The following is a 12,743-nucleotide window of genomic DNA, read 5'->3' as shown; positions in this document are numbered from 1 at the left end:
GCGTAGGCGCGTCGACAGCGTCAACGGACCTGCCGCCCGTTGACCGCCCCCCTCGCGGCGGCTACGAGGGCAGTGTGAAGCGGCTGGAGCTCGCGCGAGTGCACGTCTGCCAGCGCTGCGGTCGGGGCCGCGCCGAGCTCGTCGCCACCGACGGCGCCACGATCGCGGTTCCGCTCGACGCCGTCCGGGCCCAGGAGCTCGGCAGCGACGGCACGAGCGACGAGGCGCCGTGGCTGTCGAGCGTCGTGGTCGGGCTTCTGCGCGAGCGCGGTCTGGCGTTGCGTGAGGTCGTGCTCGACACTGCGGCGCACGGGCTGCGCGCGCTCGTGACGCTCACGCGCACCGACGAGACCGAGATCATCACGTGTACGCCGCAGGAAGGCATCGGCCTCGCCGTGCGCGGCAAGGTCGGGCTCTACGCGACGGCGGAAGCGCTCTCCGCGTCGAGCGACGCGCCGGATACCGGAGGCCACGAGACGCTGCACTAGGCGGGCCCGCGGAGTGGAGGAGGGGAGATGGCGCGAAGCTCGCTGTTCCGGACCAAGAGCGTCGAGGTGCTGCTGGCCGAGCTCGCCGGCGAGCATCAGCTGCGTCGCGTGCTCGGGCCCGTCAGCCTCACGGCCCTGGGCGTCGGTGCGATCATCGGCGCCGGCATCTTCGTCCTGACGGGCCTCGCCGCGAACCAGTACGCCGGACCCGGGCTCGTCCTCTCGTTCGTCGTCGCCGGGATCGGCTGCGCGCTCGCCGCGCTCTGCTACGCCGAGTTCGCAGCCATGGTTCCCGTCGCGGGCAGCGCCTACACGTACGCGTACGCGACGCTGGGCGAGCTGTTCGCGTGGATCATCGGCTGGGACCTCGTGCTCGAGTACGCGGTCGCGTCGAGCACCGTCGCGCACGGGTGGTCGCACTACTTCGTGTCGTTCCTCGGCATCTTCGGGATCGAGCTGCCGCGCATGTGGATCAACAACCCCTTCGACTTCGACGCGGCGACCTCGACGTGGGTGGCGACCGGCGCGGTCTGCAACCTTCCGGCGTTCCTGGTCGTGCTCCTCATCACGGTGATCCTCGTCGTCGGCATCCGCGAAAGTGCGAGCTTCAACGCCGCGATGGTCATCCTGAAGCTCGTCGTCGTCCTGTTCGTCATCATCCTCGGCGCGGGCTACGTCGAGACCAAGAACTGGCACCCGTTCCTGCCCTACGGCATGCCGGGGGTGTTCAAGGGCGCGGCGTACATCTTCTTCGCGTACATCGGCTTCGACTCGGTCTCGACCCACGCCGAGGAGGCGAAGAACCCACAGCGCGACGTGCCGATCGGCATCATCGCCTCGCTCATCCTCTGCACGATCCTCTACATCCTGGTCGCGGCCGTGCTGACCGGCATGATCCCCTACGACAAGATCGACATCGACGCGCCCGTCGCGCACGCGTTCAAGGCGCGCGGGCTGCCGGTTGCCGAGTTCCTGATCTCGCTCGGCGCGGTCGTCGGCATCACGAGCGTGCTCCTCGTGCTGCTCCTCTCACAGGCGCGCGTCCTGCTCGCGATGGCGCGCGACGGGCTCATCCCGAAGAGCTTCTTCGCGGCCGTCCACCCGCGCTTCCGCACGCCCCACAAGGCGACGATCCTCACCGGCATCCTCGTGGCGACGATCGCGGCGATCTTCCCGCTGAAGCTCCTCGCCGACCTCGTCAACATCGGCACGCTCATGGCGTTCGTCATCGTGTGCGCGGCGGTCATCGTCATGCGGCGCACGAACCCGAACGTGGCGCGTCCCTTCCGCACCCCGTGGGTGCCGTTGGTGCCGATCGCGGGCATCCTCATGAACCTCGCCATGATGTTCTCGCTCGGATGGGAGAACTGGTTGCGGCTCGCGGTGTGGCTCCTCATCGGGTTCGTCATCTACTTCGGCTACAGTCGCCACCACAGCATCATGAGCGTCGAGCTGCCGCACGAGCTGAAGGTCGGCGGCGCCTCACCGGGTGGCCGCGCGCGCGATTGAAGCCACGTGACGATCTGGTGAAGAGCCGCGCGCGGCGGCCTTCGAGCCTCGACGCCGTTGCGACCGGTGCGCTAGCAGCGAACCGGTATGACGGCTGGTCTACGTCCTCGTCGGCGGCGTGACCTTCGGACCGGGCGCATGGCTCGACGTCCGGTTCGACTGCACGGCGGGAACGAACGTGCCGCTCTCCGCGGTCACCTGCACGGTGGTGTCCTCTTCGGACGCGGCCGGCAATCCCGTCTCCGGCACCACCTGCGCGGTCGAGTCGATCAGGTAGCCGACGTGACGCGCGCGGCCCGCTCCGGAGGCGGCACACCGAACGTCCCCGGGTGCAGGCACTGCGCGAGCAGCTCGGCGCTGTCGACGAGACGCGGCCCCGGCCGGCTGAAGTACGCCGATCCGTCGACCGCCCACACCTCGCCGCCGCGCACGGCCGGGAGATCGCTCCAGCCGTCGTAGCCGCGCAGGATCTCCACGTCCGCCAGCGTGCGCGGGATGTCGAAGCCGCAGCACGCGAGCACGATCGCCTCGGGCCGCGCATCGCGGACCGCCGCCCACGGGACCTTGGCGGCGTCCTCCCCGGCGACGCCGATGGGATCCGTGCCGCCCGCGATCTCGACGACCTCGGGCCCCCAATGGCCGGTGCGAAACGGCGGGTCGATCCACTCGAGCAGCACGCAGCGCCGCCGCGGCAGCGATCCGCTCTTGCGCCGCACGGCCGCGAGGCGGCCTTCGAGCGCCGTCACGATGCTCGCTGCACGCTCCGGAACGCCGAGGGCGCCGCCGACGTTGCGGATGTCCTGGAAGACGTCGGCGAGCCGCTGCGGCTCGAGGCTCACGACGCGCGGCGGCCCCGGCAGCGTCGCCGCGAGGGCGACCACGCTCCCGTAGCCGACGGCGCACACGTCGCACAGACGCTGCGTGAGGATGACGTCGGGCGCGATCCGGCGCAGCAGCGCCTCGTCCATCGTGTAGAGCGTGCCGGTCGCTCGCAGCGTCTCGCGCACCCAACGGTCGATCTCGCCGCTCGGCAGCCGGTTGCCGTGGATCTCGCAGCGGGTGATGCGCGGCTTCGCCTGCACTTCGGCCGGCCAGTCGCACTCGTGGCTCACGGCCGCGAGCGCGTCGAGGCAGCCGAGCGCCGCGACGATCTCGGTCGCGGCGGGCAGGAGCGACACCGCGCGCATCGCCGCCGGGTATAGCACGCGGCGACGCTCGTGCTATGCCATCCACGCGATGGCGGCGGGGAAGGCGAGGCTCATCGTGGCGCCCGACGCGGCGACGCGCCTGGACCTCGCGCGCGCCTTCATTGCGGCGCTGGCGGCCGACGCCGAGGCGCTGCTCGTCGCACCGACGTGGGAGGCCTGCGACGATCTCGCCCGCGACGCGTCGATCGCGGCCGGCGCGCGGTTCGGGCTCGTGCGCTCGACGCTCGGCCGTCTCGCGGCAGGCCTCGCGGTGCGCGCCCTCGCGGCACAGGGGCTCGTGCCGCCTCCGCGGCTCTCGATCGCGGCGGTCGTCGCACGCGCGGTGCATCGTCTGGCCGGCGAGAAGCGGCTCGGGCGCTTCGCCGCGGTGGCCGAGCATCCCGGCCTTCCGGGTGCGGTCGAGCGCACGCTCGGCGAGCTGCGACTCGCGGGCGTGGACCCGAGGCGTCTGCGGAACCTCGGCGGCGCCGGCGCCGATCTCGCAACGCTGATGGACGCGGTCGCGGAGGAGCTGGCCGCGGACCGCCTCGCCGATCACGCCGTCGTGCTCGAAACGGCGTGCGCCGTCGCGCGTGAGCGCAAGCCTCCGCCACCCGTCGGCCTCCCGCTGCTGCTGCTCGACGTGCCGATCGGGAGCGCCGCCGAAGAAGCACTCGTCGCGGCGCTGGCCCGGCGCGCGCCGTCGGTGCTCGCGACCGCAGCCGCCGGCGACGCGCGCAGCCGCGCGGCCCTCGAGCGCGCGCTCGAGTGCGATGCGGACGCGCGGACGGGCTCGCCGCAGCGGGGATCGCTCGGACGCCTGCAGCGCCACCTGTTCGAGGAGTCGGCGCCCGAGAAGGAACGGCTCGACGACAGCGTCCGTCTCACGGCATGGCCCGGCGAGGCGCGCGAATGCGTCGAGATCGCGCGCGCGGTGCAGGCCGAGGCGGCGCGTGGCGTGCCGCTCGATCGGATGGCGATCGCGCTCCACGCCGGGGGCGACTACGTCTCGCATCTGGAGGAGGCGTTCGCGCGCGCGGACATTCCCTGCTTTTTCGCGCGGGGAACCCGGCGGCCGCACCCCGCCGGTCGCGCGCTCCTCGCGCTCCTCGCCTGTGCGGCCGAGGACCTCTCGGCGCGGGGCTTCGCCGAGTACCTGTCGCTCGGGCAGGTGCCGGACCAGGGTCGCACCGGCGACGGAGGCTGGGCCGCGCCCGAGAGCGACCTGCTTCCACCGGAGCCCGCGCCGGAGCCGCCCGCCGACGAACCGCCCGCGGTCGACGATCCCGGCGCCGTGCCGGCGATCGCGGGCACGCTCCGTGTGCCGCCGCGGTGGGAGCAGCTCCTGGTCGACGCGGCCGTCATCGGTGGTGTCGATCGTTGGCAACGACGCCTGGACGGCCTCGCGCAGGAGCTCTGCGGCAAGCGCGCTGCGCTGGGCGACCAGGACGATGGGCATACCGCGCGCCTCGAGCGCGACCTGCGCGACCTCGGTGATCTCCGCGGGTTCGCGCTCCCGCTGGTCGCGAAGCTCGCGGCGCTCCCGACGCAGGCCCGCTGGGGCGAGTGGCTCGGCCTGCTGCGGGACCTGGCGGAGACGACGCTCCGCGACCCGGCGTCGGTGCTCGCGACCTTGAACGAGCTGGCGCCCATGTCGCCGGTCGGCCCCGTCGACCTCGACGAGGTGCGGCTCGTGCTGACGCCGCGCCTGCGCGATCTGACGGTACCTCCGCCGCGCCGTCGCTACGGCAAGGTGTTGATCGCGCCGACGGCGGCGATGCGCGGGCTCGTCTTCGATGTCGTGTTCGTGCCGGGCCTCGCCGAGAACCTCTTCCCGGCCAAGATCGTGGAGGATCCGATCCTGCTCGACGCTGCGCGCGAGCGCCTCGACGCCGACGGGCTCGTGAGGCAGGCGGACCGCTCCGCGGCCGAGCGACTCGCGCTCCGGATCGCCGTCGGCGCCGCGCGCGAGCGCGTCTACCTCTCGTATCCGCGCGTCGACGTGGAGCGGGCACGGCCGCGCGTGCCGTCGTTCTACGCGCTCGAGGTGCTGCGCGCGGCCGAGGGCGTCCTGCCCGGCTTCGACGAGCTGGGCGGCCGCGCGCAGGAGGCCGCGCAGGCGCGCCTGGGCTGGCCCGCCCCCGAGCGGCCCACGGATGCGATCGACGAGGCCGAGTACGATCTTGCGCTGCTGGCGCCGCTCCTCGAGGCCGATCCCGAGACGACCGCCGGGACGGCGACCTATCTCGTCGGCGCGAACCCGCATCTCGCCCGCGCGCTCCGCGCCCGCGCGCGTCGATGGCTCCGTCGCTGGACGCCGGCCGACGGGCTCGTCGATCCGGACGATCTCGCACGCGCCGCACTCGCCCGGCATCAGCTGGATGCGCGTGCGTTCTCGCCGACCGCGCTCCAGCACTTCGCTGCCTGCCCGTACCGCTTCTTCCTGCACACGATCCATCGCCTCGAGCCGCGCGAGGAGCCGATCCGAATCGAGGTGATGGATCCGCTCACGCGCGGCGATCTCGTGCACAACGTCCAGTTCCAGGTGCTGACGCGGCTGCGCGACGACGGCCTGCTGCCCCTGCGGCACGATACGCTCGCCCGCGCGTTCGCGATCCTCGACAAGTCCCTCGAGAACGAGGCTGCGCGCCAGGCCGAGAACCTCGCGCCGGCCATCCCGCGCGTGTGGGCCGACGGTGTCGACGCGATCCGCGCCGATCTGCATGAATGGCTCCGGCTTTCCGTCGAGCGCTTCGACGGCTGGGTGCCCGAGCGCTTCGAGCTGTCCTTCGCGCTCGGCGATCGCGATCGCGTGCATCGGGATCCGGCGAGCGTCGACCAGCCGGTGCACGTTGCGGGCGGGCTCCAGCTCCGCGGCGCGATCGATCTCGTCGAGCGCCACCAGGACGGCCGCCTGCGTGTGACCGATCACAAGAGCGGCAAGGCGACCGCACCGTACGACGTCGTGATCGGTGGCGGCGAGGTGCTGCAGCCGGTTCTCTATGCGCTCGCGGCCGAGCAGATCCTCGGCACGCCGGTCACCGAAGGGCGGCTCTACTATTGCACGTCGGTCGGCGAGTACACCGAGCGCACCGTGCCGATCGACAAGGCGAGCCGCGGCGATGCCGAGGAGGTCGCGACGACCGTCGGCGACGCCCTGCGCCACGGCTTCCTGCCCGCGGCGCCGGCAAAGAGGGCATGCACGTGGTGCGACTTCAAGGTCGTGTGCGGCCCCTACGAGGAGGTTCGCGTCCTCCGCAAGCCCGAGGAGAAGCTGGTGCCGCTGCTGAAGCTCCGGAGGCGCAAGTGAGCGTGGAGCGTCCGCTCGCCGACCAGGCCGATCGTGATCGCATCGGCAGCGACCTCGGGACCACGTTCGTCGTCGAGGCCGCTGCGGGCACCGGCAAGACGAGCGCGCTCGTGTCGCGCATGGTGGCCGCCATCGCCGCCGGCACGGCGACCCTCGAGCGGATCGTCGCGGTGACCTTCACGGAGGCGGCGGCCGGCGAGCTGAAGCTCCGGTTGCGTACCGGGATCGAGCACGCACGCCAGAAGGGGGATTGCCCGCCGGAGGACGCAGCGCGACTCACGGCGGCGCTGCCCCAGCTCGAGGCCGCGCGCATCGGCACCATCCACGCGTTCTGCGCGGAGCTGCTGCGCGAGCGACCGATCGAGGCCGGTGTCGATCCGCAGTTTCAGGTGGCGCCGGACGACGTCGCGGGCGTGATCTTCGCGCGCGTCTTCTCGCGCTGGTTCGAGCGCCAGCTCGAGACGCCGGGTCCGGGCGTGCGGCGCGTGCTGCGGCGCCGCAGCCGTACCGACGGGCCGCGCGGCCTGCTGGAGGCCGCCGCCCGCGAGCTGATCGAATGGCGCGACTTCGCGGCGCCGTGGCAGCGCATGTCCTTCGATCGCGACGCCGAGATCGACGGCATCATGGCCGACCTGGCCGCGCTCGGCGCCGAGGCGGCGCCGGTCGAGGAGAAGGCCTTCCTCGAACGGTCCCTGCACGAGATCTCGAGCTTCGTCGATCACGTCGCGCGTCGCGAAGCGCTGCGCGGTCGCGACTACGACAGCCTCGAGTCGGAGCTGATCGACCTGTCGCGGGATCGGCACTGGAAGTGGCGCGGGTGGATCCGCAAGGGCGAAACCGCCAAGGAGAACCGCCGCAACCTGCGCGACGCCGTGAAGGCGCGCCTCGACGCGTTCGTGCGGGCCGCCGGCGCCGACCTGGCGCCGCTGCTGCGCGACGACCTCTTGCCGCTCATCGACGACTACGAGCGCGCGAAGGCGCGTGCCGGCATGCTCGACTTCCTGGACCTGCTGCGCCGCGCGCGCGATCTCGTCCGCGACCGGTCCGACGTGCGCGCCGAGCTGCAGGAGCGCTTCACGCACCTTTTCGTCGACGAGTTCCAGGACACGGACCCGCTCCAGGTGGAGCTGCTGCTGCTCCTCGCCGCCGACGATCCGAAGGAGACGGACCGGCGGCGCGTGCGGCCGGCGCCCGGGAAGCTCTTCCTGGTGGGCGACCCGAAACAGTCGATCTACCGCTTCCGGCGCGCCGACGTCGCCGTCTACGAGGCGGTGAAGCGGCAGCTCGTCGGCGCCGGCGCCGAGGTATTGCACCTCCGCGTGAGCTTCCGCGCCGTTCCGGAGCTGCAGGAGGTCGTGAACGCGGCGTTCGCCCCCTGCATGGACGGTACGAAGGACGGCCAGGCGTCGTACGTGCCGCTCGCGCCCTATCGCACCGGCACGGTCACGCAGCCGGCGCTGGTCGCCCTGCCGGTGCCGCAGCCGTACGGCGACTACGGCAAGGTGGTGGGCTGGAAGATCGAGGACTCGCTGCCGAACGCCATCGCAGCGTTCGTCGCCTGGCTCATCCGAGAGAGCGGGTGGACCGTCACCGAACGGGAGCGGCCACGCGAGCGCGTGCCGATCGCCGCGCGACACGTCTGCATCCTCTTCCGCCGCATGCGCTCGTGGGGCGATGACGTGACGCGCCCCTACGTCCGTGCGCTGGAAGGGCGCCAGCTCCGCCACGTGCTGGTCGGCGGCAGCTCGTTCCACCAGCGTGAAGAGGTGGCCGCGCTTCGCGCCGCCCTCGGTGCCATCGAGCGTCCCGACGACGAGCTGGCGCTGTTCGCGACGCTGCGCGGCCCGTTCTTCGCGCTCGGTGACGGCACGCTCCTCGCCTATCGCGAGCGCATGCGCTCGCTCCATCCGTTCCGGCGCGTTCCCGACGATCTCCCGGCCGAGCTGCGCGAGGTGATCCAGGCGCTCGCCATCCTCCGCGAGCTGCACGTGCGACGAAACCGCCGTCCCTTCGCCGAGACGATCGCGCGCCTGCTCGCCGCGACCCGCGCCCAGGCCGCCCTCGCCATCTGGCCGACGGGCGAGCAGGCGCTCGCGAACGTGACGCGTCTCATGGATCTCGCCCGCCGCGCCGAGCGCCGCGGCGTCACGTCGTTCCGCGCCTTCGTCGAGTCGCTCGAGCAGGACGCCGCCCGCGGCGACGCGGGCGAGGCGCCCATCATCGAGGACGGCACGGACGGCGTCCGCATCATGACGGTGCATCGCGCGAAGGGGCTCGAGTTCCCGGTCGTGATCCTCGCCGACCTGACCGCGAAGGCGACGCCCGACGAGCCGACCCGCTACGTCGATCCGGCACGCGGGCTGGCGGCCTTGCGGCTCGCGGGCGCCGCGCCGCCCGACCTCGTCGACAACGCCGCCGAGGAGCGCGCGCGCGATGAGGAGGAGGCGGTGCGGCTCCTCTACGTCGCCGCGACGCGGGCGCGCGATCTCCTCGTGGTGCCCGCCGTCGGCGACGAGCCCTTCGAGGGCTGGCTCTCGCCCCTCGATCGCGCGATCTACCCGGACCCGGATCGGTCGCGCGTGCCCGAGACCGCGACGCCGCCGGGATGTCCCAAGCTCACGGGTGATTGCGTGCACCCCAGACACGAGAAGGCGTCACGACCGTCGGCGTCGGTGGCGCCGGGGCTCCATCGCGCGCAAGCGGGATCACACGGCGTCGTGTGGTGGGCGCCTGCGGAGCTCAAGCTCGACGTCGAGGAGAACGTGGGGCTCCGGCAGCAGAAGCTCCTCGCCGCGGACGAGGACGGCGTGCGCTCGGAACGCGGCGTGCGCGCGCACGAGGCGTGGCAGGCCGAGCGGTCGCGCGTACGTGAAACGGGGGCGACGCCGTCGATCCGGGTCGTGACGGCGACCGAGCTCGCGGCGACCGGCGTGGATGAGGGCGAGGTGGCCGTCGAGTCGGTCGGTGCCGCGGGCGCGCGACCGCACGGGAGGCGGTTCGGGACGCTCGTGCACGCGGTGCTGGCCGCCGTCGATCTCGGGTCGTCGCGCGCGGAGGTGACGGCCCTCGCGGGAATCGAGGGACGGCTGCTCGGCGCGCCGCCGGACGAAGTCGACGCTGCTGCCGCCGCGGTGACCGCCGCGCTCGCGCACCCGCTCCTGCGTCGCGCGGCCGGTGCACGCCGCCTGCGACGCGAGACGCCGCTCGCGATGGTGCTCGACGACGGCACGCTGGTCGAAGGCGTCGTCGACGCGGCGTTCGAAGAGGACGGCGGGTGGACGGTGGTCGACTTCAAGACCGACGTCGAGGTCGAAGGACGGCTCGACGAATACCGCCGGCAGGTCGCCCTGTACGCGCGCGCGATCGAGAAGGCGACGGGCCGGCGGGCGAGCGCGGTGCTGCTGCGGGTGTGAGAGGACGATGCGGCTCGCGGTCCTCGCGTCGCACGAAGGGACGACGCTCCAGGCGGTGCTGGACGCGGTGGCCGAGGCCCGCATCGCAGGGTGCGTGGCGGCCGTGATCAGCAACAACCGCGAGTCCGCTGCGCTGAGGCGAGCCCACGCGGCCGGCGTTCCGGCACTGCACCTCTCCTCGGTGACGCATCCGGACGCCGAGGAGCTCGACCGAGCGATCCTGACGGCGCTGGCGGACGCTCGCGCCGATCTCGTACTCCTCGCGGGCTACATGAAGAAGCTCGGGCCCGCGGTCCTACGGGAATACGGCGGCCGGATCGTGAACACGCATCCGGCCCTCCTGCCAAAGTTCGGCGGCAAGGGCATGTACGGCGACCGTGTCCACGAGGCCGTCCTGGCCTCGGGTGACGCCGAGACCGGAGTCTCGATCCATCTCGTCGACGCCGACTACGACACCGGTCCGGTCCTGGCGCAATGCCGTGTACCGGTGTTGCCCGGCGACTCCGTCGCGGATCTCTCGACGCGGGTGCGGGCACGGGAGAAGGAATTCGTCGTCGAGGTGCTCGAGCGGATCGTGGAGGGCGATCTGAAGCTCGGGTAGCAGCCCTAGACGATCACCGCCCGGGAACCCGAAGGATAGGCGCGGCCTCGGCTCCGGTTCACGCGGCGAAGATGTCTTCCATCCGCTGGGCGAGGCGAGCCCGGGCGCGAGCTACATCACCGGCGCGGGTCTGCACATCGACGGTGGGTACGGCGCGTAGCTCGTCACTCCGGCCACCTCCCGTTACACTCGTCGTCGATGCTGCGGGACGACGAAATCCCGGCGCCCGTCCCACCGGCCGCCGCCGTGAAAGCGCTCCTCGTCGCCGGCCTGGGCGCCTTCGTCGTCTCTTTGTTCCTGCCGGTCGTGACCGTCAGTTGGGGCGGAACCCCCGAGGTCGGATACGGGGTGGGATGCTTCGTCATGAGCGTGATCGCCATCCCCGCCATGGTCCTGGCGACGCTCGTTCCCGGTCTCGAGCCCTCGTGGTCCTACAACATGCTCGTGCGGCTCGGGCCGTTGCTGGGGGTCTGCCCGGGTCTCTCAGCGATCCTCGGAATCCTCTCACCGCTGATGTGCCGCTTCCCGCGACATCGATCGGTCCGCATCCTCAACCGGCTGCACTGCGTGCTCGCGGCCGGCCTGCTGGCGCCGATCGCATTCGCACGCGGGCTGAGTCTCCACGTCGGCTACGTCGTGTGGGCCGTCGCGATGGTGCTCCTCGCCGCCGCCGTGTTCCTCGCGCGGCTCTGGGCGCCGGCGGCGGATGGGCCCAACCCCGAGATCCCGTTTCCCTCGGGGTCGTTCTTCTCGACGGGTCGCTGATCGCTACTGGCTCGCCTTCCGGCTCTGCTCCGCTTCCAGGAGCTTCTTCTCGTCTTCCGGCGTGAGCTTCGGCCGGTCGATCGACAGTGTGATCTTGTCGATCTTCCCCGTGAAGGCGAACGGGACCTGGTAGTCCTGGTCGTCGACCGGCGTGCCGGTGTCCGAGCCCACGTCCAGGTTCTCGTCCCAGGCCAGGATGAACGGGATGGTGCGCTCCATCTTCTGCTCGGCGACCGCCTTGCCGTCGACCTTGAGGGTACCCGTGCCGCCGCGCCCGATGCCGCTCATGTCGTTGAACGCGAGCGTGCCCATGCCCAGGCCGTCGTACTTGAAGTCGAACTCCAGCGTGTGCTTGCCGGGTGGCAGCACGTCCGGCCCCTGCCACTTGATTCGCTTCAGGTCGACCATGTTCCACGTGAATACCGGCTTGCCCTTGAGCACATAGAAGCCGTAGCCGGCGAAGCGGCCGCCCTGGGTGATCAGCATGCCCTCGCCGCCGCTCTGCGGAATCTCCACTTCGGCCTTGAAGTCGTAGGAGCTGTTGAGGATCGAGGGTGCGTCGCCGTTCGGCGTGCCGGTCAGCGGCGCGGTCCAGGTGAACACGTTGCGCCCTGCCGTGATGCTCGGGCGCGGTGTGATGAGGCGGGTCACCACCGTCGCATCGAGCGGCTCCACCTGGTACTTCGCCGCCTCCTTCCAGAAGAGCTCTTCCAGCTCCTTCACCTTGGCCGGGTTCTTCGCCGCCAGATCCTCCGACTGCGTCCAGTCGCTGCGCAGGTCGTAGAGCTCCCACGGGTAGGTCGCCGGATCCGCGCCGACGCCACCCATGACGTCCCAAGGCGGTCGCATGACCTTGGTGCTCGCGATCCAGCCGTCGTGGTAGATCGCGTGGTCTCCCATCATCTCGAAGTACTGGGTCTTGTGGGTCGACGGCGCGTCCGCGTTCTTCTTGTCGAAGGTGTACATCATGCTGACGCCTTCGATCGGCCTCTGCTGGATGCCGTCGACCACCTTCGGAGCCTTGACCCGCGTCGCCTCCAAGATGGTGGGCACGATGTCGATGACGTGGTGGAACTGGTGGCGGATCCCGCCCTTGTCCGTGATCGCCTTCGGCCACGAGATCGCCATGCCCTGCTTGATGCCGCCGAAGTGCGACGCCACCTGCTTGGTCCACGAGAACGGCGTGTCGAAGGCCCATGCCCAGCCCACCGCCATGTGGGGATACGTCTGGTCGGACCCCCAGACGTCGTAGAAGTACTTCAACTGATCGGCGACCGGCACCTGCACGCCGTTGAACATGGCGACTTCGTTCGGCGTGCCGATCGGCTGGCCTTCCGCGCTCGTGCCGTTGTCGCCGTTGATGTAGATGATGAGCGTGTTGTCGAGCTTGCCCATGTCCTCGACGGCCTGGATCACGCGGCCGATCTCGTGGTCGGTGTAGGCGACGTACGCGGCGAAGACGTCCACCTG

Annotated in this window: 9 protein-coding genes; 7 read left to right on the top strand and 2 right to left on the bottom strand. The window is 71.5% G+C overall.

Going from position 1 to position 12,743, the window contains the following annotated elements:
• Positions 1 to 74 precede the first annotated feature (74 nt).
• From VMS22_00045 to VMS22_00035, 3 genes are all read left to right on the top strand, one after another.
• The gene (locus VMS22_00045) at positions 75 to 488 is read left to right on the top strand and encodes a hypothetical protein (GenBank protein ID HXJ32399.1); all 414 of its coding nucleotides are present in this window, start codon (positions 75 to 77) and stop codon (positions 486 to 488) included.
• A gap of 27 nt (positions 489 to 515) precedes the next feature.
• Entirely contained in the window at positions 516 to 1,997 is a 1,482-nt protein-coding gene (locus tag VMS22_00040; GenBank protein ID HXJ32398.1) for an amino acid permease, read from the top strand.
• A 118-nt stretch (positions 1,998 to 2,115) separates the two neighbouring features.
• Positions 2,116 to 2,274, top strand: coding sequence for a hypothetical protein (locus tag VMS22_00035; GenBank protein ID HXJ32397.1), 159 nt, complete (start codon positions 2,116 to 2,118; stop codon positions 2,272 to 2,274).
• Here VMS22_00035 and VMS22_00030 read toward each other — a convergent pair.
• A complete protein-coding gene (locus VMS22_00030) occupies positions 2,267 to 3,184 on the bottom strand; it encodes a cobalamin-binding protein (GenBank protein ID HXJ32396.1) in 918 nt (305 codons plus the stop codon). The genes VMS22_00035 and VMS22_00030 overlap by 8 nt on opposite strands.
• Positions 3,185 to 3,233: 49 nt before the next feature.
• Here VMS22_00030 and VMS22_00025 point away from each other — a divergent pair, with 49 nt between their 5' ends.
• The 4 genes from VMS22_00025 (at position 3,234) to VMS22_00010 (ending at position 11,273) form a co-directional block, all read left to right on the top strand.
• Complete coding sequence (locus VMS22_00025) at positions 3,234 to 6,494, top strand: PD-(D/E)XK nuclease family protein (protein HXJ32395.1); 3,261 nt, start codon at positions 3,234 to 3,236, stop codon at positions 6,492 to 6,494.
• Entirely contained in the window at positions 6,491 to 9,907 is a 3,417-nt protein-coding gene (locus VMS22_00020; protein ID HXJ32394.1) for a UvrD-helicase domain-containing protein, read from the top strand. Before VMS22_00025 ends, VMS22_00020 begins: the two co-directional genes overlap by 4 nt.
• A gap of 7 nt (positions 9,908 to 9,914) precedes the next feature.
• Entirely contained in the window at positions 9,915 to 10,508 is a 594-nt protein-coding gene (purN, locus tag VMS22_00015) for a phosphoribosylglycinamide formyltransferase (protein HXJ32393.1), read from the top strand.
• Positions 10,509 to 10,706: 198 nt separating this feature from the next.
• Positions 10,707 to 11,273, top strand: a complete 567-nt coding sequence (locus tag VMS22_00010; GenBank protein HXJ32392.1) for a hypothetical protein — start codon at positions 10,707 to 10,709, stop codon at positions 11,271 to 11,273.
• A 3-nt stretch (positions 11,274 to 11,276) separates the two neighbouring features.
• On the opposite strand, the gene VMS22_00005 is transcribed toward VMS22_00010, so the two are convergent.
• On the bottom strand, positions 11,277 to 12,743 hold a 1,467-nt coding region (locus VMS22_00005; GenBank protein HXJ32391.1), incomplete at its 5' end, for a sulfatase-like hydrolase/transferase.

This window comes from Candidatus Eisenbacteria bacterium, assembly GCA_035577985.1.
Taxonomy (GTDB): Bacteria; Desulfobacterota; Binatia; order DP-6; family DP-6; genus DATJZY01.
Note: the sequence above shows the minus strand (reverse complement) of the source record. Positions and strands in the feature narration are given on the sequence as shown.

Coding starts and splice junctions, on each gene's coding strand:
- VMS22_00040 (HXJ32398.1), top strand. CDS start 516: ATGGCGCGAAGCTCGCTGTTCCGGACCAAGAGCGTCGAGGTGCTGCTG.
- VMS22_00030 (HXJ32396.1), bottom strand. CDS start 3,184: ATGCGCGCGGTGTCGCTCCTGCCCGCCGCGACCGAGATCGTCGCGGCG.
- VMS22_00025 (HXJ32395.1), top strand. CDS start 3,234: ATGGCGGCGGGGAAGGCGAGGCTCATCGTGGCGCCCGACGCGGCGACG.
- purN (HXJ32393.1), top strand. CDS start 9,915: ATGCGGCTCGCGGTCCTCGCGTCGCACGAAGGGACGACGCTCCAGGCG.
- VMS22_00010 (HXJ32392.1), top strand. CDS start 10,707: ATGCTGCGGGACGACGAAATCCCGGCGCCCGTCCCACCGGCCGCCGCC.